Raw genomic sequence first — 21,915 nt, forward strand, 5'->3', positions numbered from 1 at the left:
CTTAGGTATTAAATAGAATTATCAACATGATGCATCGGCGATGGCACAAACACGCACTTGTTCATCAAAGATCAAATTCGCTTTCTTTACCATTAGGACTGCTCGTTGCCCAGGGATCACATGTCGATTGGGAAAAACAACGGCCTCACCACCTACAGTGGCGCTATAAGTTAGATTACCCTCCGTTGCAACATCATCACCTTCGGCAAAAAAGGTAAAATTGGCAACATCATCACTAAAAGTAAAAGCGAAATTATCTTGATGTTTAATAATAGTACGACTGACTTGATATACTTCAACTTCACTTGTCCAAACAATGGGTAAAGCGGAATCTGTAATTAACTGCAGCATCGCATCCCTAAACGATGTGAGTAACGTTAAATCATTATGACCAATCTTACCTACTCGCCCAAGTTCAACCGTAAGTGCTTGTGCGCCATGATATTCGGCACTGTACCAAGCAAAAGTCGGTGACGGTGTATTAGACAACAATACCGCATCTAATTTTGCATGATGAATAAAACTAAACAATTTATTACTGCGGGTCGGTTTATCTGTATAGGGGCTAATAGCAAAGGTATCGTGCTGTGATGGACGAATGGCACAATGCAAGTCTAGATGCCATCGTTCAGGTTTTATAGCAATAGAGGCACCATAGAAACTATTAATGGCCAGTTGTAGTGCATTGGCAATACAACATTCATCATTTCGCTCTGGATTTCTGACTTGAAATAAACGATTCATATTTTCAATCATAAACCGTTGTTGATAATTCACTGCCTCAGGATGAGCAATAATCAGTAATAAACGATGTATTGGTTGAATACGCCCAAGTAGTATACTTGAAGCGACTTGTTGAATAAGCTCTATTGGTGAAGTTTCATCACCGTGAATACCAGAAGATAAAACAATATCTTTTGCATCACTAGACAACTCCCGTGGGGTAATTTGTAATACACCTCGATACAATAACTGACAATGCAGCCCCGAATCTAGCGTCCATTCTTCAGCTTCAAAGGGGTGCGAGAAATCACACGTCGCATCAAGAAATCGCCCTCGTTTTATCTGCTCAATTAGTGTCATACCACCTCCTTGTTAATTATTTAAACAATCCTTCGTCTTATCTTTACTCTCTCTTTCCCCCTATAATAACCACCACCACTATTCCAGTTATTCAATGTCCCTTTCTCTCAATATAGCCCTCCCATCGACACAATCGCAAAAATAAGATAATAAAAAACCCAAGTAAAAATACATTTACTTGGGTTTCGGTTCGGATCAGCAAACTGGTGAAAGATTTATTTATTAACTTCTAAACTTTCGACACGTGCCTTCAGCTTCTGACCAGGACGGAATGTAACGACACGGCGTGCTGAGATAGGAATATCTTCCCCTGTTTTAGGGTTTCTTCCAGGTCTCTCATTTTTGTCACGCAAATCAAAATTACCAAAACCAGATAATTTAACTTGCTCACCATTTTCTAGAGCCTTCCTAACTTCTTCAAAGAAGACTTCCACCGTATCCTTGGCGTCCCGTTTGCTTAATCCAACATTTTCAAACAGGTTCTCAGCCAAATCGGCTTTTGTGAGCGCCATAGATAACTCCCTCAAGACTATGTTGAACAGATAGTGTTCATACCTACAATATTAAAAGTATGCCACTGTGAATAAGGTATATGTTAATTAGAGATGTAATTTTAAACATTCAAAACTACGAGACCTTATTGTCCCTCTCACGATTAACTAGACTCAGTCTAAGCCAACTCGCTGATTTTCGCCAACTTTTTTACGTTAACTTCATGTCAAATAACGCCATATTAGTTGCTGAATTTTACTATAACAATGCATCAAGTTGATCTTGCCCTTACACTCAACAGTGTTAAATCACTAAAAAATCAACAATATACAGTTAAAAATTCTAACTCACGCCATAGAAAAAGAAAATATAACTATTTATCAAACTGTTATTATTTTTTAGATCTAGATCAAAAAAAAGCAGCCCCTAAGGACTGCTTTCCGAAAACAAAGACTTAAATTTAATTATGATGTTTTTTTAATCACGAAGTGATGCATCAAATTTTTCAGCCAATGCATTAACAATACTTTCCACTGCTGCTGCAATATCTGCTTCTTCTAATGTACGTTCAGTTGATTGCAACGTTAATGCAATTGCAAGACTCTTCTGACCGTCATCAACACCTTTACCAGTGTAAACGTCAAACAGATTAACGGCTCTTAATAGCTCGCCACCGTTAGCACGACATGCTGCAACAATATCATTCGCTGCAATATCATTATTTACCACAACGGCAATATCACGACGGTTAGCAGGGAACTTAGACAGTGCTACTGCTTCTGGTAAGTCACGTTTGTTAATCGCATCCCACTCAACTTCAAAAGCAATAGTACGGCCATTAAGACCAAATTTACGCTCAAGTTCAGGGTGAACAGTACCAATAAAGCCAACTTCACGCTCAGTTTCAAGACCAGCATCAACAACAATCGCTGCCGTTTGACCAGGATGAAGTGCTGGATGTTTAGCAGCTTTAAAGCTATAGCTATCTTTTGCTGTTAGCTCAAGAACGGCTTCTAAATCACCTTTAAGATCAAAGAAATCAACAGTGTTAGTTTCAATGTCCCAATGCTCATCACTACGTGTACCAGCGATAACACCTGCAAGCATCATATCTTGACGCATACCGTTTTCAGCATTTTGTTCAGATACAAAACGTAAACCAGCTTCAAATAAACGTACACGTGGCTGTTGACGCTTCTGGTTGAATACTACTGTATTTAGTAGACCAGTCCATAAGCTTAAACGCATTGCTGACATGTCCGCAGAAATTGGGAATGGCAGAATCAATGGTTCAATTTCAGGTACGATAAGTTTTTGTTGCTCAGGCTCTACAAAGCTGTAAGTAATAGCTTCTTGGAAACCACGGCCAACAAGCAAATCACGTACACGTTTAAGCGGTAAATTCGCTTCTTTATGTAAGTTCATGCTAAGTGCAGCAACAGGCGATTGATTAGGAATATTGTTGTAGCCGAAAATACGACCCACTTCTTCCACTAAATCTTCTTCAATTGCCATGTCAAAACGCCATGCAGGTGCTGTTGCTTTCCAGCCAGCATGTGTTGTTTCAACATCACAGCCAAGACGCGTTAGGATTTCTACTACTTCTTCAGAAGCAATTGAATGACCTAATAGACGATCTAATTTAGAACGACGTAGTTCAATTGTTGCAGCTTTAGGTAAATCAGCTTCTGATTCAGCTTCAACGATTGGTGCTACTTCACCACCACAAATTTCAACAAGAAGTGCCGTTGCGCGCTCCATTGCTTTCATTTGTAGTGTTGCATCAACACCACGCTCAAAGCGGTGAGAAGAATCAGTGTGTAGACCGTAGCTACGTGCGCGACCACGGATCGCATCTGGTGCAAAGAATGCACACTCAAGTAGTACGTCTTTAGTCTCAGCATTAACGCCAGAGAATTGACCACCGAAAATACCCGCAATTGCTAGTGCTTGCTTGTTATCAGCAATCACTAGTGTATTGTCGTTTAATTCCGCTTCGTTGCCGTCAAGAAGAGTCAGCTTTTCGCCCTGCTCTGCCATACGAACCACAATACCACCATCAATCTTAGCAAGATCGAAAGCGTGCATTGGCTGACCCATTTCAAGCAATACGTAGTTAGTGATATCTACGATTGCATCAATTGAGCGAGTACCACAACGGCGTAGTTTTTCTTGCATCCATAATGGTGTTTCAGCTTGCGCATTAACATTACGAACAATACGGCCAAGGTAACGTGGACATGCAACAGGTGCTTTAACTTCGATTGAAATCGTATCAGCCGCTGTTGGCGCAACAATATCAAACTGAGGCTCAGTCACTTCAACGCGGTTTAATACGCCTACTTCACGAGCAAGACCCGCAATACTTAGACAGTCAGCACGGTTAGCCGTTAAATCAACATCGATAGTTACATCGTCAAGACCTAGGAATTCACGGAAATCGGTACCAAGAACAGCATCTGCTGCTAATTCCATGATGCCATCAGATTCAACGTCAATACCTAGTTCTGTGAAAGAACAAAGCATACCGTGAGAAGGTTGACCACGTAATTTTGCCTTCTTGATTTTGAAATCACCAGGCAGAACTGCACCAACAGTTGCAACAGCAACCTTGATACCTTGACGACAGTTAGATGCGCCACAAACGATGTCTAGCAGCTCTTCAGCACCAACATCTACTTTAGTTACGCGTAGTTTGTCTGCGTCTGGGTGTTGAGCACACTCAACAACTTGACCGACTTTAACACCAGTGAATTCACCAGCAACGGCTTCAATACCGTCAACTTCCAAACCAGCCATTGTGATTTGGTGAGCTAGCTCTTCGCTGTTTACTGCAGGATTAACCCACTCGCGTAGCCAAGATTCAGAGAATTTCATAGATTTCTAGCCCCTAGTGCTTACTTAAACTGTTTTAGGAAACGTAAGTCGTTCTCAAAGAACGCACGTAAATCGTTAACGCCGTAACGAAGCATAGTTAGACGCTCAACGCCCATACCAAATGCAAAGCCTGAGTACTTCTCAGGATCGATGTTAACTGAACGTAGAACATTAGGGTGTACCATGCCACAGCCTAGTACTTCTAACCACTTACCATTCTTGCCTTTCACGTCAACTTCAGCAGAAGGTTCTGTGAATGGGAAGAAAGAAGGACGGAAACGAACTTCAACTTCTTCTTCAAAGAAATTACAAAGGAAATCGTGAAGAATACCTTTAAGCTGAGCAAAGTTTACGTTTTCATCAACTAACATACCTTCCACTTGGTGGAACATTGGTGTGTGAGTTTGATCGTAATCATTACGGTAAACACGACCTGGTGCAATGAAACGGAATGGTGGTTTGCCATTTTCCATTGTACGAATCTGAACACCTGAAGTGTGCGTACGTAGCATTAGGTCGGGGTTAAAGAAGAACGTATCGTGATCGGTACGTGCTGGATGATCTTCAGCAATGTTTAGTGCATCGAAGTTATGAAAAGCATCTTCAATTTCAGGGCCAGCTTCAGTTGTAAAGCCAAGCTCACCAAAGAAACTTTCAATGCGTTCAATAGTACGAGTCACTGGGTGAAGACCACCGTTTTCAATACGACGACCAGGTAAAGAAACATCAACAGTCTCAGCGGCAAGCTTTGCTTCAAGCTCTGCGCGTTGTAGACCATCTTTACGCTCAACAAGTAATGTTTGTACTACTTGTTTTGCTTTATTGATTTCTTGACCAGCAGTGCGACGCTCTTCTGGTGGTAATTTACCTAGGGCTTGTAGTTGAAGAGTTAAGTGACCCTTCTTGCCTAGAAATTGAACTCGAACTTCGTCCAAAGCGACTGATGAATCAGCCTGCTCAATAGCTGCCGTTGCGTTGGCAATAATCTCGTCTAGATGTTGCATCGTATCCTCATCCACCCACAGGTGGCGTCCTTAAGGGAGATATAAAATCGCATAACGATACATACTAAAGAAAGCAGCGTCTAAATCCAAATTGAATCGTAATAAAACGGTAAGTTTGGACGAAAAAAAAACGTCTTTGCCCATTAAAATATGAAATTGTACTTTTTAAGCACACTGAAAATAATTTAGATTGACTATAAAACAGATTTCGCACACCTATATTCCATTTTTCTCTCTTTCTAAAACAAGTCAAAAAAAGTAAATTTCAGCTATATTTAATTTGGAATAATTAACATGAACACCCAATCTTTTTCAGCCTTAATTAAAATGAGCACTTTTGCATCCTTACTCTGCTTTGGGCTGGTGATCCTCGGCAATTATGGTATGTTCTCAAGTATGCCGATTGAAATGAAAGATACGCTAAGTAATCAAACACACATCGATTATATCCATGTGATCTACTACGTTGGGTTTAACTTTATCTTTGTTGGTTTTCTTGCTTATTTGCTTATTGGCCTTAAACATTCACAACAACAAATGAAAAAGTATTTAGCTCAACATTAATCATCGTTCTCATTTGATATTCATTTTTAAGTCATAACAAACCACGTTATTATTAAATATAAAAATATGGTTTGTTATGCGACCTAACTCACCTACATTTTCAGATAATTTTATCAATTTTGTTTTAAAATTACTCTTTTCAGTGTAAGTTATGATCAAAATCAATGTTAGGACTCTATAATGAATACTCAAGATCTTGCCGCTCTATCTAAAATCTCAACTATCGCAGCGATTCTTTGTACCGCCCTATTACTGCTAGGTAATTATGGCTTAGCATCAGCAATGCCGATTGCACCAGAAGACGGCTTTAACTTTATTAATCTTGTGTTCTTTATGGGTTTCAATACGTTATTTGTTACTTTCCTAGCCTTTTTACTTAAAACACTAGCAACAGCAAACAAAAAACGTAACCAACGTTATGCACGTGCATAATCGTTAGTCAACGATTCTATTTTAGAAACCAGTCATCTTGTTATAACAATGACTGGTTTTTTTATGCCTTGTATTTAAGCACATGCAAAATATGAGTTTCAATATCGTTATAAAATACCCCAAACGTAATAACAGGAGCTGCTAGTCATGGATATTGATGTGATCGCTATCAACGCTGATTTTGATGTGGAACTCTGCAAAATAATTAAGCAAGTTGGTGCTGAGTTTGGCGCTGTCGGTGAAGGGTTTGGTCCATCAGATGCTGAAGTGTTACATATGAGCCGCTTTTATCACGATGATGTCAGTAGTTTATATTTAGTGGCTTTGGTTGATGGCAAGCTTGTCGGTGGCTGCGGTATTGCCCCTTTCGATAATAGTAAAACAACATGTGAACTAAAAAAACTGTTTCTGTTACCCGCTGGACGCAAACTTGGATTAGGAAAAAAACTCTCGCTTCAATGTTTAGCATACGCGCAGACAAAAGGCTTTACAGAATGTTACCTCGATACACTATCGAGTATGCAATCTGCAATCAGTCTATATGAAGCATTGGGCTTTACTCACCTTGATATGCCATTAACTGGCACTCAACACGGCGGTTGTGACGTCTGGATGCTAAAACAGCTCTAGAGAAAAGAAATATTTGTTTAGCTAATAAAAGAAGAATAAATAACAACCTATACGAAAAAAGGAGAGCCGAGGCTCTCCTTTTTAACATAAAACTAGACTGATAAATTACAGTGCAGCTTTTGCCTTTTCCACAAGAACAGTGAAAGTAGCTTTGTCAAATACAGCGATATCAGAAAGGATCTTACGATCGATTTCGATAGACGCTTTCTTAAGACCGTTGATTAGACGGCTGTAAGACATACCATTTTGACGTGCAGCAGCGTTGATACGAGCAATCCAAAGTTGACGGAAAGTACGTTTCTTCTGACGACGGTCACGGTAAGCATATTGACCAGCTTTAGTAACAGCTTGGAAAGCTACGCGGTAAACACGTGAACGTGCACCGTAGTAACCTTTAGCTTGTTTAAGAACTTTCTTGTGACGTGCACGCGCTTGTACACCACGTTTTACGCGAGGCATAGGAGACTCCTAACTAAAATTAAAAAAATATAAAACTAAAAACGATTAAGCGAACGGAAGCATACGAGCAACTGCAGCCACTTCACACTTAGGAAGGATTGCATTTGGACGAAGCTGACGTTTGTTCTTAGTAGTACGTTTAGTCAGGATGTGACGCTTAGTAGCGTGCTTAAACTTAAAGCCACCAGCTGTTTTTTTGAAGCGCTTAGCAGCGCCACGATTTGTTTTCATCTTTGGCATGAGATGATAACTCCGCATTGTTGATAGTTAATAATCATAGTAATAGGGCGAACAAAAAGCGCTACTTAAAGCAGCGCTTTTTAGCTACTTGAATGCCTTTATTACTTCTTCTTTGGGGCAAGCATCATGGTCATTTGACGACCTTCTACACGATTAGGGAAACTTTCACAGACCGCGATCTCTTCAAGTTCAGCCTTAATACGATTAAGAAGTTCAATACCAATGCCTTGGTGGGCCATTTCACGACCACGGAAACGTAGTGTGACTTTGCCCTTGTTGCCCTCTTCTAAAAAGCGAGTCAGGTTGCGTAGTTTTACCTGATAATCGCCTTCGTCTGTACCAGGTCGGAATTTAACTTCCTTGATCTGGATTTGTTTTTGATTCTTCTTTTGCTCTTTAGCAGCCTTGCTCTTTTCGAACAAGTACTTACCATAGTCCATCACACGACAGACTGGTGGCTCGGCATTAGGGCTAATTTCAACTAGATCCACACCAGCATCAAGAGCAACATTCATTGCTTCTTCAATAGAAACAACACCGACTGATTCGCCGTCAAGGCCAGTTAGACGAACTTCACGTACGCCACGAATTTCTTCATTCAGACGATGCGCGTTTTGCTTAACTGGTGCTTGGGTTCTTTTTCCGCCTTTAATACCTTATTCCTCCACAACATTGAGCTTGCGATTGCTGATTTCTTCTTGCATAAATGCAATTAATTCATCAATCTTAAATTTACCCAAATCTTTACCCTTGCGAGTACGAACTGCTACTACGCCTGCTTCGACTTCTTTGTCACCACAAACGAGCATAAAAGGCACTCGCTTCAAAGTATGTTCGCGGATTTTAAAGCCAATCTTCTCATTTCTCAAGTCCGCATTGACTCTAATTCCACTTTTTTTCAATTTTTCTACAATTTCTTGCACATATTCTGCTTGAGAGTCAGTAATATTCATCACTACAGCTTGTTGAGGCGCCAACCATGTTGGGAAGAAGCCTGCGTAATCTTCGATAAGAATACCGATGAAGCGCTCTAATGAACCTAGAATTGCACGGTGAATCATAACCGGTGTATGGCGTTCGTTGTCTTCACCTACATATGTAGCGCCTAAACGCTCAGGTAATGCGAAGTCAAGCTGAACAGTACCACACTGCCATGCGCGATCAAGGCAATCGTGAAGTGTAAACTCGATCTTAGGACCGTAGAATGCACCCTCACCTTCTTGAATTTCAAACGGAATATCCATTGATTCAAGCGCGGTAACTAAATCGGCTTCAGCTTTGTCCCACATTGCATCAGAACCAACACGCTTTTCTGGGCGAGTCGATAATTTAACAACAATGTTATCAAAACCAAATGTCTTGTAAGTATCATACACCATTTCGATGCAAGATGTAACTTCTTGTTGTACTTGTGCTTCTGTACAAAAAATATGCGCATCATCTTGGGTGAAACCACGAACACGCATAATGCCGTGAAGTGAACCTGAAGGCTCATTACGGTGACAAGAACCAAACTCTGCCATACGTAATGGTAAATCACGGTATGACTTAAGGCCTTGGTTAAAGATCTGTACGTGACCAGGACAGTTCATTGGCTTAATTGCGTATTCACGGTTCTCAGAACTTGTTGTGAACATTGCCTCTGCATATTTATCCCAGTGACCAGAACGCTCCCAAAGTACACGGTCCATCATTAATGGGCCTTTTACTTCTTGGTAATCATATTCATTCAGTTTTTCACGAACAAATACTTCTAGCTCACGGAAGATAGTCCAACCGTTGTGGTGCCAGAATACCATACCAGGTGCTTCTTGCTGCATGTGGAACAGATCAAGTTGCTTACCAATCTTACGGTGGTCACGCTTTGCCGCTTCTTCTAAACGTGTTAGATGCGCTTTTAATGCTTTCTTATCGTGGAATGCAGTACCGTAGATACGTTGAAGCATCTTATTGTCGCTATTACCACGCCAGTAAGCACCAGCAACACTTAATAGTTTGAAGTTTTGACAAAAACCCATGTGTGGTACGTGTGGACCACGACACATGTCAATGTATTCTTCATGATGATAAAGACCAGGACGATCGTCGCGAGCAACGTTTTCATCTAGGATTTCAATCTTGTACGTTTCGCCACGTGCATCAAACGCATCACGCGCTTCTTGCCAGCTTACGTTTTTCTTCACTACTTGATATTTAGTTTTTGCTAATTCAAGCATACGCTTTTCAATAACATCAAGATCTTCTTGTGTTAAAGATTGCTCTAGATCGATATCGTAGTAAAAACCATTGTCAATCGTCGGACCGATCGCCATTTTTGCTTCAGGGTACAATTGTTTAATTGCATGGCCTAGCAAGTGTGCACATGAGTGACGAACGATTTCAAGACCATCAACATCATCTTTTACTGTAATGATTTCTAGGCTCGCATCGCTTTCAATAAGATCACATGCGTCAACACGAACACCATCAACACGCCCTGCAATGGTTGCTTTCGCAAGACCAGGACCGATTGAAAGTGCAACGTCCATAGTTGATACAGCGTCGTCGAATTGACGTTGACTACCGTCTGGAAGAGTAATAACTGGCATTTAAATATCCTTAAACAGTGGTGCCACACACCAAGTAGCACATGTTGAGTTAATAAAGCTTTTAAGAGAAGCTTTCTATTAATAAAAATGTTTTTACTTTGATGCCGCAATACAGAGCTACATACTAAGGTAAAAACAGGGTGACACTATACAAACGGTAACAAGATATTGCAAAGGATCACCCTACTTTTTTATATTTTCTATTTTACTAAGGCGTAATTCACAACATATAACTTTTCGATACCGGGATAAATATCATTAATCACTGCTTTTAACTCAGGTAATGTCATATTTTCTTGTTGTGCATGAAAATCATTAAGATCATTAAATGCGATTGGCTTAACGGTTAAAATGTTTAAGCGGCAAAACCAACGCCCCTCTTCGTATGTCGATACATCCACCGTCGTACCTGGAACATAATAGCTTTCCGCTTCATCACGAATAGTGATTGTTTTTTTTCCTGACAAGATGTCACTTTCAAAACGTGAGAAAAATGTCATTTCCGTCGGGATTATAGTCGAGCTCATTATGGTGTCCTTTATTACCTAATAAATTTCGGCATAGAGTAACCGCTTATGTTCAAAAGTAAACGAGCAATAGCAAAGCGGAAGAAAATAAACATTAAATTAACAGCGACAATACTAAATCTTTAATATTAAAAATAATATATCCTTTAATTTCATCAACCTATCCTTTATTAAATTGTTAATTCATTAAAATAGCATCGACTTCACAGATATATCTAAATAAAATGAACTAAGATGTTGATAGACAAGTTTTATCTAGTCCAATTTAACGCGTGGAGGATGCTATGTGGCAGGCTATTTCTCACCAGTTGTCGGAAGTACTTGGTCGACCGTTCAAAATTAATGAACGTGAAGCTATTCAAGGTGGCGATGTTAACCAATGCTATTGTGTTGGTGATGGCGATCAACGTTTTTTTATTAAACTGAATGATAAAGAGCAACTCGCTGTTTTTAAAACAGAAGCTGAAAGTTTACGTATTCTTAACGAAGCAAATTGCGTTCAAGTTCCACAATATTTTCATCTTGGTACCTGCCGAGATAAGTCCTTCCTTATATTAAATTATCTTCCTACTAAAACGATTGATAACGAAGCTGGTTATAAACTGGGGCAACAATTAGCGCAACTGCACTTATGGGGTGAGCAAATTGAGTTCGGATTTGATTTTGATAATTATATCGGCCTAACCCCTCAACCAAACAAATGGCGACGTCGTTGGGATAAGTTCTTTTCCGAGCAGCGTATTGAATGGCAATTACAACTTTGTGAAGAAAAAGGCCTCCACTTTGGTGATATTGACACGATAACAGCCAATGTTGCAAAGCGTTTAAGTAATCACCAGCCTAAGCCCTCATTACTCCATGGTGACTTATGGCATGGTAACACCGCATTAACTGTTTCTGGACCACTCATCTTTGACCCTGCCACTTATTGGGGAGATCGTGAATGCGATGTCGCGATGACCGAATTATTCGGTGGCTTTCCCGCGAGTTTCTATGAAGGTTACCAATCCGTTTATCCGTTAGACGAAGGATATAAAGATCGTAAAGACCTCTATAATCTTTATCATATTCTTAACCACTGTAATCTATTTGGTGGCGAATATATGGGTCAAGCACAACATATTATTGCCAATCTCATGTTGTGGGATGAATAACGGTAATCATTCCATTGCTGTTACACCAACACTGTCGCCACTCAGTGTTGGTGCAGAATTGTAACAGTTCATGACACAAATAATTTATGACATGGATAACTCACAACAAGGATCTATAATAATAAAAGCCACAATAAATTAAACGTTACACTCAATACTGATATTAAGGCTCTGTTATGCACAAATACTCAACGCAAAACGTTAGCTGTCCCCATTGCGGCCATGCCATTAGTATTCCACTTGATGCCAGTGCTGGCAGCCAAAACTTTTATGATGACTGCCCTATCTGCTGTAATCCTATTCACTTAACAATGGAAGTGGATGAACAACACAAGACAATTAATCTTTTTGTAGATGCTGATGATGAGCAAATATTTTAGGATGATTGTTTCGTTGCAATGACTCGCTCAACCGTATCAACAATAGCTTGTGTCTGCGGATCAATTTCAATATTAATCACATCATTTATAGTTCGATTTTTAAGATTCGTTCGTTGCAATGTTTCAGGGATCAAATTGACATTAAAGCAATTATTTTCAACCTCACCTATCGTTAAGCTGATGCCATCAATACCAATATAGCCTTTTGCAAAAATATATTTCATCCATTGTGGGGAAATAGAAAACCACACCTGATGGTTATTTTCAGAAATATTTACCTGACTTACTGTCGCTGTTGCTGAAATATGACCTGACATTGCATGACCACCAATTTCATCTCCAAACTTTGCCGCGCGTTCAATATTGACATAATCCCCTTCTGTAAGCAGACCTAAATTAGTCACATTTAACGTCTCTTGCATTAGATCAAATGATACTAATTGTTGTTGATGTTCGATGTGCGTCACCGTCAAGCAACAGCCATTATGTGCAACAGAAGCTCCCAGTGTTAATCCCTGCATTAAATGTTCAGGTAACTGAATAATGTGAGTTTGAAAATTCGTTTTTTTACGAATTGTCACAACTTGCGCGATGCCTTGTATAATTCCAGTAAACATATCCATCCTTATGTCTAATTAACGTAATTGACCTATTATTAAGATCTTGAATTCTTCCATTGCATGCCATTTACAAATAGTTTCACGGTTAATTATGCAATATTTTTGTCAGTATTTTTGCCATTTCCTGTTTTTTTACATTAAAGTGACACTCAATAATACGATAAGCGTATTACTTGTATGACAATAATACCAAGCCAATAAATAATACGTATTAAAGGTACACTATGACCGCTAACGCCTCATCGACTATTTCACCGTCTTTACCGCAACAACAGCCTATTTTACGAATACTGCTTATCGGCTTATTAGTGGTGTTATCTGGGTATTATATTTGGGTACTTTATAAAGCTATAACACCCAATGTAAGCCTTGCTTATAAGACTTATTATATCAAAAACCAGACATTATATTGGCAACCGAAACAGCCAAACCTCGCATTAATGCTACCAACGACATTAAAAACAACAACGAATATTGCTAATTTATCTCGTGCGGGGTGGAGCATTGATGTCAGTAATAATATGCGTCAACTTAACCAACAAGGTGGCTTATATTTTACGCTGCTCACCACACCTACAACCAAGGTTAAAATTACGTTTAATTTAGCAAAAGCGCCACTGTCATTAAAATCAATACCATTTACTTTTAATAATCACCAAGGTTTGCTGGTATCACAGAATCAGGGTAAGCACTTTGTTGCTCTTTTACCAACTCAACAATTTGCATCTTCAGCACGACAATTACAATCGTTAATCTTAAATGTGACAACCCCATTACAAGTCACATCGATAAACTTAACACCTATAGATACCAATACATCTGATACCAATACATCTATTCTGCCACATACCACTGGCCTTATTAATCAACACATTGGGAACCAACAATGAACCAGAAACCAAACCCGCTTGATTACCGTCTCTCGCTTATTGTGCCAGTCTACAATGAAGAAGTGGCTATAGAGCCTTTCTTAAGTGCCATTAATGACAAACTAAGTAGTATTCGATCTCATATAGATATTGTATTTATTAATGACGGCAGTAAAGACAATACTCAGCATGTTATTGATAAAATGATAAAACAAGATTCAAGTATTTCATTAATTAATTTTGCTCGTAACTTTGGTAAAGAAGCGGCAATGACTGCCGGTTTGGATTATGTTCAAGGTGATGCTGCCGTTATTATGGATGTGGATTTACAAGATCCACCCGAAGTGATCCTTGAGTTTGTCGAATTATGGCTTACAGGTGACTATGACACTATCTACGGTGTCCGCGTCGATCGCTCGCAAGATACTTATACTAAGCGCCTAACCGCTGGCGGCTTCTACCGTTTCTTTAACTTTTTATCGGCAGAGACAACGCTGCCTGAAAACGCAGGTGACTTTAGACTGATTAATCGCTGCGTAATTGAAACTGTTAAACAATTACCAGAACGTAATCGTTTTATGAAAGGCTTACTTGCATGGTCATCTTTACGCGCTACAGGCGTTAATTTCCAGCGCCCAGAACGTCTTGTTGGAGATACCAAATTTAATTATTGGAAATTATGGAATTTCGCTATGGATGGCATTACCAGTTTTACTGCGTGGCCATTACGTGTCTGGGGGTTTGTTGGTTTTGGTATCTCCTTTTTATCTTTCCTCTTTTTAATGTACATCGTTATTAGTGCATTATGTTTTGGCGTTCATACTCCAGGTTATGCTTCTACTATTTCAGTGGTACTGTTTTTAGGCGGCATCCAATTGATCTCATTAGGTGTTATTGGTGGATATGTCAGTCGTATCTATACTGAACTTAAACATCGTCCAATTTATTTAGTGGAAGATGTATACGGCAACTATAAAAATACTCCCGCACCATCAGGTCCCAAGCAGAGTCCTTTAACAACATTAAAAAAATCTAGCGATCATTATGAATGAGTCTTTTCTAAAACATTTTTGGCAGCTTAATCGATTTGCCATTGTCGGATTATTAGCCACTGCAGTACATCTATCTGTAGTGAGATTGTATTTCTTTCAAATAACGCACCCATCTGAATATATCGCCAATATCTTTGGATTTAGCATTGCGTTTTTAGTGTCTTATTTTGGCCATCGGCATTTTACCTTTGGACAAAAAGGCTCATTTTTTAAATTTTTAGCTGTGTCTTTGTTTGGTTTTTTAATCAATAACATTATCTTGGTCACTTTGTTACAAACAGCCCATATAAAAGGCTGGATTGCCGTCACCATTTCAACATTATGTGTGCCAGTTATTACTTTTATCTTATCGAAATTCTGGGTCTTTAAATGAATCCCCTATCGCTTACTGACATCCGTCTCACTCGTAAAGATTGGCTAAACCTGATCTTTGCTGTCATTGTTAGTCGTGTTGTAATCTACGCTCTTGGTCTTTGGGGCGTAAATATGTTCATGACTGGACATTATGCAGAACAGCCATTATTACAAACTGTCTGTCGTTTTGACTGTGTGTGGTTTTATCGCATTATTGATAGTGGTTATGATCTTGTGCCGCAATGGCTTGGACAGAAAAATGCCGCTAACTGGGCCTTTATGCCATTACAACCATTTTTAGGTTGGGTCTTTTCTCATTTAGCAAGATTTGAAGATCCCATCAATAATTACCGCTTTGGATTAGCATTTGCTTCTAACCTTGCATTTTTATTTAGTATTCCAATGCTACTAATGGTACTAAAGCAACTAAAAATCAGCCCCACAACCTGCTCAGCAATGGTGTGGATAGTCTGCTTTTCACCTTACACTGTTTATTCATCAGCAGGGTATACTGAACCATTATTTATTGCACTCGTCGCTGGAGTTTTCTTATTTAGCTATCGCCAGCAATGGGTTTGGGTCGCTATTTTAGGTATGCTCGCAGCTGTTACACGTAACTTAGGCGTATTTTTAGTCTTCCCCGTGTTAATCATTGCAATTCAACACTATGGTCTACAAAGTTTTTTACGATTTAAAACATCGGCATTAAAGGTTTTAGCTGCCATTTGGGTGATCCCATTGGGCTTTTTTAGCTTTATGACGTATCTGTATTTTCATGTGGGTGATGCGCTTGCCTTTGGACATATTCAAATCGCTTGGGGGCGTCAACTAACCAACCCATTTCATTGGCTCATCTTTGGCTTTGAAACCGGTGGCGCTAAATTGTACTTAACCATTATGGCACTGCTGGCTTTTGCGCTTAATATTTACTTAGTTATGCGTAAATATTATGCCGAAGCACTGTTTATGTTCATTTGTTTAATATTGCCACTGTCATCAAGCCTTAACGCAATGCCTCGTTATGCTTTTGGTCTTTATCCAACCTTCCTTGGATTAGCGTTGTTAATTGAACGTTACCCAAGTATAAAAACCCCCATGTTATGTATCTTTAGTGCGGCAAGTACTTTTATTGCAATGGGTTTCTTTGGGCATCATTTTTTTACCGTTTAATACATTTTTTTACCAACTAACAAGTAACGTAACAGCTGCGTTCATTAATGTTCGTGGCTGTTTATTTTTATGTACCTTAAATGATAAATATTGTTTGGCTTTATGGGTTTTATTTATATAATCCAGCCCCATTTAGGATGCATTTTATAGTGACTAACAACTATTGATTGTTCCCCTCTTATTTTCTTCATTTTGGAGCTATGCTGAGTGCAAACCTACAGAAAAGAAACAGCACAACTACTAAAACTTGCTATACCCGTTTTAATTGCCTCAGTTGCCCAAACATCAATGGGTTTTGTTGATACCGTTATGGCCGGTGGCGTAAGTGCAACAGACATGGCAGCAGTTGCCGTTGCCGCAAGTATTTGGTTACCCTCAATTCTATTTGGGGTTGGCTTACTGATGGCTATTGTTCCTATCGTTGCTCAACTTAGTGGATCAGGAAAAAAAGAAAAAATACCTTTTGAGATTCAAACCGCCTTTATTTTAGCTGTACTGATCTCAATACCTACCATGTTGATATTATACAATGCGGGTATTTTGATTCACTATATGAATGTAGAACCCGTACTCGCTGAAAAGACTGTTGGCTATCTACACGCAGTATTATTTGCAGTACCTGCCTTTCTTTTTTTCCAAACACTAAAAAGCTTTTCTGAAGGCTTATCATTTACTATTCCAGGTATGGTGATTGGCTTTTTAGGCTTATTGCTTAATATCCCTTTAAACTGGATTTTTGTTTACGGTGAATTTGGTATGCCAGCTCTTGGCGGTGTCGGTTGTGGTATTGCAACGGCTATCGTTTATTGGTTTATGTTCTTTGCTATGCTTGCATTTGTTCTCATCAATAAACGTCTTAACAGCCTTAATATCTTTGGTATGATCTACCCGCCTAAACTTACAGCCATCAGTCGTTTATTTAAATTAGGCTTTCCTGTTGCAGCCTCTTTATTTTTTGAAGTATCGCTGTTTGCAGTTATTGCGTTATTGATTTCACCACTTGGACCACTAAAAGTTGCATCACACCAGATAGCCATGAATTTCTCATCATTGGTTTACATGTTACCAATGAGTTTAGCGGCAGCCGTCAGTATTCGTGTTGGCCATAAGATGGGACAGGAAGATATTATTGGCGCTAAAATTGCCAGCCATTGTGGATTAATTGTCGGTACATCTCTTGCTTTTTGTACTGCCATTCTGACGGTTATTTTCCGTGAACAAATTGCATTACTGTATACAGACAACCCTGAAGTTATTATGTTTGCAGGCCAGTTATTGCTACTCGCGGCAATATACCAATGTAGTGACGCAGTACAGGTTGTGGCAGCTGGAGCCTTACGTGGTTATAAAGACATGCGTGCCATCTTCTTCTGCACCTTTATCGCTTATTGGCTGCTCGGATTACCGATTGGTTATATTCTAGGTATGACAGATTGGGTCGTTAAACCAATGGGGCCTGAAGGTTTTTGGATTGGCTTTATTATCGGCTTAACATCGGCGGCAGTAATGTTAGGCATGCGTATGCGTTGGGTTCATAAGCTTGATACTCAAAAACAAATTGAGATGTCATTACGCTAGCTCATACATTGTATCTTATTAAAAATAAGCGATCTTAGGATCGCTTTTTTTTTGTCTAAATTAGCAAAGGCGGCATATGCTTAAATAACGATTAGTCATTGTAGAGTGTGATGAAAATTTTATTGTTGCCCGCCATTGTTTGTTTTTTTTTCGTCATAGGCTGTAAAGAAAACACAACCGATGCCTTACTCGACACCTACCAACAACGCCTTACTAATATATTAGGCGTTGAGCCTGACACTATTCCTTCCTTAGATATACCCCGCTATCCTCGAACTCACGCCCTAAAACAACCTATTGCAGATATAACAATTGGGCTGTTAAATGCTTATGAATTACGCCAATGTGGTTTATTTCAATTAATTGCGGAGCGTAATTCAGTATTAGGAAAAGTGCAGGATAAAACACGTCGACTACATTACGAGTTATTGTTTTTAAAACAAATCGAACATTGCCTAAATGTTCTCAATAATACAGATCCATTACAGCTTCAACTTGAAGATATTTATCATCAAAAACAACAGCAATTACCACAAGCCATATGGAACATGGTGTTTACAGGTCAAGAATGGCGACAACAATTTACTCTAGGGCATCAATTACTATCGCCTCAACAATTTGGTGGCTATATCGAAAATTTAGCAGCATTTGAGTATTTAGATATATTAACTACAACAATGTTATCGAATCAGACCACTAACCATTCACTCACAACGAACAATATTGATCAACTACTCCACCATCAACAACAAATTCATAATACCCAATATATTGGCCAGCTGTTTTATTCTATTGCTCGAATTACAACAATAATGAACACCATTACAAGTCAACTTATTACTCATGATCAAACGGTTATGTGTGGTAAAAATGTCAATCAACAACAAGCGCAATATTTACGAAATGTTTTCTACAAATATTATGCTAATGATATTCAGCCATACCTCGGTAAATTACATTCCCAATACCAGCAATTACGCCCACATTTGAATAATATTTACACCATCCTAGTTCAACAACAAATCAACCCACCAACAGCAATGGCAATATATGCACGCTATTATTTTCAAGGAGAACTGCTCCACCAATTTCAACAAGCAACGCATAATCATGTTCGCTATTGGCAACGATTATTTAAACGCTGCCAATTTAAGGTTGGACATCAATAAGTTGCTACCAACCTCAATTATCATTTTTGCCACTGTTAGTTCATTTAGAGAATAGGTAAACTACACTACATTGTAGAGGTCAGGGAGATAAGAATGAAAAAGCACAAAAATGAAGCAAAACTATTAAAAAAAGCCTTAGAACTGGGTTTCGCCTTTGCAAAAAAACAAGGATTTAATGATTTAGATCGCGGTGTTGGTTCGACCGACCGCGTGGAATGTATTTATCGTCTATTAGTGCAATGTAAACAAATTACGCCATTAGCCGTTGATAAAGAAGATGGCGTCAATATGAAACACAAATTGGTACTATGGATTATTCGTCTATTACCAGAAAATCACGAACTGCTTCAATAACTCTTTTCACATCGCCACCAGTAAAATATTGGTGGCATCCTTCACAAATAACATGCTCAATATCACATTCGTCTATTTAAGCATCACCAAATTTAACCAAACTGGCTATTGTGCAAGCAAACGCACTGAATTTACTAAAAAAGTCTATTTAAACACTTGCCTAGAGGAAAGTGACTCGCTACTATGCTTGTCATTCGCTGATTACGATTTAACAGTAATTAGGCTGAATTTGCTCGCTTAGCTCAGTTGGTTAGAGTACTTGCATGACATGCAAGGTGTCACTGGTTCGAGTCCAGTAGCGAGCACCAATTTTAAAATGAATGGCTTAACAGCGGTTTATCGCAGTACAATTTGCTCGCTTAGCTCAGTTGGTTAGAGTACTTGCATGACATGCAAGGTGTCACTGGTTCGAGTCCAGTAGCGAGCACCATTTTAAAATAAATGGCTTAACAGCGGTTTATAGTAGTAAAATTTGCTCGCTTAGCTCAGTTGGTTAGAGTACTTGCATGACATGCAAGGTGTCACTGGTTCGAGTCCAGTAGCGAGCACCATTTTAAAATAAATGGCTTAATAGCGATTTATAGCAGTACAATTTGCTCGCTTAGCTCAGTTGGTTAGAGTACTTGCATGACATGCAAGGTGTCACTGGTTCGAGTCCAGTAGCGAGCACCATCTTTTAGATACAGCCAAGCCTACTTTTTAGTAGGCTTTTTTGTATCTGGATCATAACAATGTTAATCAATACCGCAGTATGGCGACAACCGATTAGTAATTAGGTAATATTTATATCAATTATAATAATTGACGATATAACAATGAAAATTACTGTTGATGGTGGCTCGTTTAAAATATCTATTGAGACTGAATTTGAAGGTTTATTGGCTGAAGCAACGGCTGTTTTTGATGAAACGTTAGTTCAAGCTAAAGCAAACGACAAAGCTATCTTACGTTTTCTACAAATCATTCTTGAGCATCGTGATAGTGATGATGCTATTGGTTATGCTGTTTTAGGCTTACTTGGTTGGTATAACACTGCAATTAACCCAGTCACAGATAATGATATTGAATTGAACTTGCCTAAAATTGTACCACACCTACTTAATCCTGCTGGCGATATCAATGCCACTAGTGACAATGACAAGACAACATTTAAGCATTAATAAAAATATTAGTAGCTCTATAAAATAAACAAAAAAGCCACTCATTTGAGTGGCTTATCACTATCTCGTATTCATTTAAAATACACTTAACTTAACGTAATACGCTTATAATTTTTAAGAGACTCACTTTCAGAACTCTTAAATGTTTTACCTTCACTTTGAATAAAATACACTGGCAAGTCCTGCTCATTGGCAACAACTTTCCCTTCTACAGGACCTAAGCATAACATTGAAGTTGCCCACGCATCCCCTACAACAGGATCATGGCCAAATACTGATGCTGATACCAAATTATGCGTGACTGGCGCCCCCGTACGAGTATCTAAAATATGAGAATAATCTTTTTCACCATCTTTAAAGTTATGGTGATAGGTGCCTGATGTATTTAATGAAACACCATCTTCTGCGTTAATATTAACAATAGTATAAGGACGAATACCGTCTTTTAATGCTATCGGCTGTTCAATCGCAACTCGCCACTTTTGCCCTTCCAGTTTACGGCCTTTAATTTTCATATCGCCGCCAAACTCAACCAAATAATTATTAATGCCATCAGCTTCTAAAATTTTGCTTAGTTGACTAATTGCATAGCCTTCACCCATTGAAGATAAATCCACTTGGACTTGAGGAATGGTTTTTCTGATCCGTAAATTCACCGAATCTATTTCAATTTTATCAATCCCAATGTGTTTTTTAATCGCTGCTATTTGCTGGGGTGTCGGAACATGCAAAGTATCGCCCTGAAAACCCCATAATTTATACAATGGTTGAATGGTCGGGTCATAACACCCATGGCTATCTTTATTCAATTTTTTGGCTAACGACAACATGTAAATGAAATCTTTAGAGGCGGGTTGCCATTGAATCGATGTACTGTGGTTAAACTCCGAAATATACGAGTCATTCCGATAGGTAGAATACTCTTTATCAATCGCTGCCAGCTTTTTATTAAATTGCTCTGTCACTTTTGCAATGGGTACATCCTGTTTTGACCAATATGTCACATGATAAGTAGTACCTTCAGCAAAACCAGAGATCTTTTGTAGCTTTGGTGCTTGGCTACAGCCAGACAATACAACAATAGCTGATAACGACAACGCAGCAACATAGCTTCGCTTTAATAATAACTGTGGCGAACGGGTGAACATAAAAAGGCCTT

At 39.0% G+C, this 21,915-nt stretch carries 24 protein-coding genes and 4 tRNA genes; 17 read left to right on the top strand and 11 right to left on the bottom strand.

From position 1 onward, the window contains the following. Positions 1-21 precede the first annotated feature (21 nt). The 4 genes from VXS03_RS00640 to pheS form a co-directional block, all read right to left on the bottom strand. Entirely contained in the window at positions 22-1,083 is a 1,062-nt protein-coding gene (locus VXS03_RS00640) for a succinylglutamate desuccinylase (protein ID WP_327761402.1), read from the bottom strand. Positions 1,084-1,298: 215 nt separating this feature from the next. Continuing rightward, entirely contained in the window at positions 1,299-1,595 is a 297-nt protein-coding gene (gene ihfA / locus VXS03_RS00645) for an integration host factor subunit alpha (RefSeq protein ID WP_036795089.1), read from the bottom strand. Positions 1,596-2,052: 457 nt separating this feature from the next. Beyond that, entirely contained in the window at positions 2,053-4,452 is a 2,400-nt protein-coding gene (pheT, locus tag VXS03_RS00650) for a phenylalanine--tRNA ligase subunit beta (RefSeq protein WP_327761404.1), read from the bottom strand. 20 nt (positions 4,453-4,472) lie between these two features. Beyond that, on the bottom strand, positions 4,473-5,456 hold the full coding sequence (gene pheS / locus VXS03_RS00655; RefSeq protein WP_327761405.1) for a phenylalanine--tRNA ligase subunit alpha: 984 nt from the start codon (positions 5,454-5,456) through the stop codon (positions 4,473-4,475). A 294-nt stretch (positions 5,457-5,750) separates the two neighbouring features. On the opposite strand from pheS, the gene VXS03_RS00660 reads away from it, so the two are divergent. The 3 genes from VXS03_RS00660 to VXS03_RS00670 all read left to right on the top strand — a co-directional run bounded on the left by VXS03_RS00660 (position 5,751) and on the right by VXS03_RS00670 (position 7,082). Then, a complete protein-coding gene (locus tag VXS03_RS00660) occupies positions 5,751-6,020 on the top strand; it encodes a phenylalanyl-tRNA synthetase subunit alpha (RefSeq protein WP_327761407.1) in 270 nt (89 codons plus the stop codon). A 180-nt stretch (positions 6,021-6,200) separates the two neighbouring features. Beyond that, a complete protein-coding gene (locus VXS03_RS00665) occupies positions 6,201-6,452 on the top strand; it encodes a phenylalanyl-tRNA synthetase subunit alpha (protein ID WP_080156591.1) in 252 nt (83 codons plus the stop codon). Positions 6,453-6,599: 147 nt separating this feature from the next. Further along, entirely contained in the window at positions 6,600-7,082 is a 483-nt protein-coding gene (locus VXS03_RS00670; RefSeq protein ID WP_327761409.1) for a GNAT family N-acetyltransferase, read from the top strand. Positions 7,083-7,187: 105 nt separating this feature from the next. Here the strand turns inward: VXS03_RS00670 and rplT are convergent, their stop codons facing one another. The 5 genes from rplT to yqfB all read right to left on the bottom strand — a co-directional run bounded on the left by rplT (position 7,188) and on the right by yqfB (position 10,896). Beyond that, positions 7,188-7,541, bottom strand: coding sequence for a 50S ribosomal protein L20 (gene rplT / locus VXS03_RS00675; protein ID WP_036795101.1), 354 nt, complete (start codon positions 7,539-7,541; stop codon positions 7,188-7,190). A gap of 45 nt (positions 7,542-7,586) precedes the next feature. Continuing rightward, a complete protein-coding gene (gene rpmI / locus VXS03_RS00680) occupies positions 7,587-7,781 on the bottom strand; it encodes a 50S ribosomal protein L35 (RefSeq protein WP_005367387.1) in 195 nt (64 codons plus the stop codon). Between the two features lie 101 nt (positions 7,782-7,882). Further along, on the bottom strand, positions 7,883-8,434 hold the full coding sequence (gene infC, locus VXS03_RS00685; protein WP_080888971.1) for a translation initiation factor IF-3: 552 nt from the start codon (positions 8,432-8,434) through the stop codon (positions 7,883-7,885). A 3-nt stretch (positions 8,435-8,437) separates the two neighbouring features. Continuing rightward, positions 8,438-10,369: a threonine--tRNA ligase gene (thrS, locus tag VXS03_RS00690; RefSeq protein WP_327761410.1), complete on the bottom strand. Its 1,932-nt coding sequence runs from the start codon at positions 10,367-10,369 to the stop codon at positions 8,438-8,440. Positions 10,370-10,569: 200 nt separating this feature from the next. Next, positions 10,570-10,896: a N(4)-acetylcytidine aminohydrolase gene (gene yqfB / locus VXS03_RS00695; protein WP_327761411.1), complete on the bottom strand. Its 327-nt coding sequence runs from the start codon at positions 10,894-10,896 to the stop codon at positions 10,570-10,572. 284 nt (positions 10,897-11,180) lie between these two features. Between yqfB and VXS03_RS00700 the strand changes: the two genes are divergently transcribed. Together VXS03_RS00700 and VXS03_RS00705 are read left to right on the top strand one after the other, a co-directional pair. Further along, entirely contained in the window at positions 11,181-12,050 is an 870-nt protein-coding gene (locus VXS03_RS00700) for a fructosamine kinase family protein (RefSeq protein ID WP_327761412.1), read from the top strand. Between the two features lie 176 nt (positions 12,051-12,226). Then, the gene (locus tag VXS03_RS00705; protein ID WP_327761413.1) at positions 12,227-12,430 is read left to right on the top strand and encodes a CPXCG motif-containing cysteine-rich protein; all 204 of its coding nucleotides are present in this window, start codon (positions 12,227-12,229) and stop codon (positions 12,428-12,430) included. Here VXS03_RS00705 and VXS03_RS00710 read toward each other — a convergent pair. Further along, positions 12,427-13,047, bottom strand: coding sequence for a riboflavin synthase subunit alpha (locus tag VXS03_RS00710; protein WP_327761414.1), 621 nt, complete (start codon positions 13,045-13,047; stop codon positions 12,427-12,429). The two genes, VXS03_RS00705 and VXS03_RS00710, sit on opposite strands and share 4 nt — an antisense overlap. 227 nt (positions 13,048-13,274) lie before the next feature. Between VXS03_RS00710 and VXS03_RS00715 the strand changes: the two genes are divergently transcribed. From VXS03_RS00715 to VXS03_RS00770, 12 genes are all read left to right on the top strand, one after another. Next, positions 13,275-13,940 carry a riboflavin synthase subunit alpha gene (locus VXS03_RS00715; RefSeq protein WP_327761416.1) on the top strand — a complete coding sequence of 222 codons (666 nt, stop codon included), beginning with the start codon at positions 13,275-13,277 and terminating at the stop codon, positions 13,938-13,940. Continuing rightward, on the top strand, positions 13,937-14,971 hold the full coding sequence (locus tag VXS03_RS00720; RefSeq protein WP_327761417.1) for a glycosyltransferase family 2 protein: 1,035 nt from the start codon (positions 13,937-13,939) through the stop codon (positions 14,969-14,971). The genes VXS03_RS00715 and VXS03_RS00720 overlap by 4 nt, the downstream gene beginning before the upstream one ends. After that, positions 14,964-15,344: a GtrA family protein gene (locus VXS03_RS00725; RefSeq protein ID WP_327761419.1), complete on the top strand. Its 381-nt coding sequence runs from the start codon at positions 14,964-14,966 to the stop codon at positions 15,342-15,344. Before VXS03_RS00720 ends, VXS03_RS00725 begins: the two co-directional genes overlap by 8 nt. Further along, on the top strand, positions 15,341-16,495 hold the full coding sequence (locus tag VXS03_RS00730; RefSeq protein ID WP_327761421.1) for a hypothetical protein: 1,155 nt from the start codon (positions 15,341-15,343) through the stop codon (positions 16,493-16,495). Before VXS03_RS00725 ends, VXS03_RS00730 begins: the two co-directional genes overlap by 4 nt. Positions 16,496-16,702: 207 nt before the next feature. Next, entirely contained in the window at positions 16,703-18,073 is a 1,371-nt protein-coding gene (locus tag VXS03_RS00735) for an MATE family efflux transporter (protein ID WP_327761424.1), read from the top strand. A gap of 110 nt (positions 18,074-18,183) precedes the next feature. Further along, positions 18,184-19,242, top strand: a complete 1,059-nt coding sequence (locus tag VXS03_RS00740) for a DUF3080 domain-containing protein (RefSeq protein WP_327761425.1) — start codon at positions 18,184-18,186, stop codon at positions 19,240-19,242. Positions 19,243-19,335: 93 nt separating this feature from the next. Continuing rightward, positions 19,336-19,596: a DUF5062 family protein gene (locus VXS03_RS00745; protein ID WP_036795114.1), complete on the top strand. Its 261-nt coding sequence runs from the start codon at positions 19,336-19,338 to the stop codon at positions 19,594-19,596. Between the two features lie 231 nt (positions 19,597-19,827). Continuing rightward, positions 19,828-19,904, top strand: a tRNA-Val gene (locus VXS03_RS00750). Between the two features lie 45 nt (positions 19,905-19,949). Next, a tRNA-Val gene (locus VXS03_RS00755) sits at positions 19,950-20,026 on the top strand. A 44-nt stretch (positions 20,027-20,070) separates the two neighbouring features. Beyond that, a tRNA-Val gene (locus tag VXS03_RS00760) sits at positions 20,071-20,147 on the top strand. 44 nt (positions 20,148-20,191) lie between these two features. Further along, positions 20,192-20,268: transfer RNA gene (locus VXS03_RS00765), tRNA-Val, on the top strand. A gap of 143 nt (positions 20,269-20,411) precedes the next feature. Beyond that, the gene (locus VXS03_RS00770) at positions 20,412-20,756 is read left to right on the top strand and encodes a hypothetical protein (protein ID WP_327761426.1); all 345 of its coding nucleotides are present in this window, start codon (positions 20,412-20,414) and stop codon (positions 20,754-20,756) included. 86 nt (positions 20,757-20,842) lie between these two features. Here VXS03_RS00770 and VXS03_RS00775 read toward each other — a convergent pair whose 3' ends face one another. After that, positions 20,843-21,904, bottom strand: coding sequence for an FAD:protein FMN transferase (locus tag VXS03_RS00775; protein WP_327761428.1), 1,062 nt, complete (start codon positions 21,902-21,904; stop codon positions 20,843-20,845). Positions 21,905-21,915 lie beyond the last annotated feature (11 nt).

It is taken from the genome of Photobacterium sp. S4TG1 (genome assembly GCF_036040035.1).
GTDB lineage: Bacteria > Pseudomonadota > Gammaproteobacteria > Enterobacterales > Vibrionaceae > Photobacterium.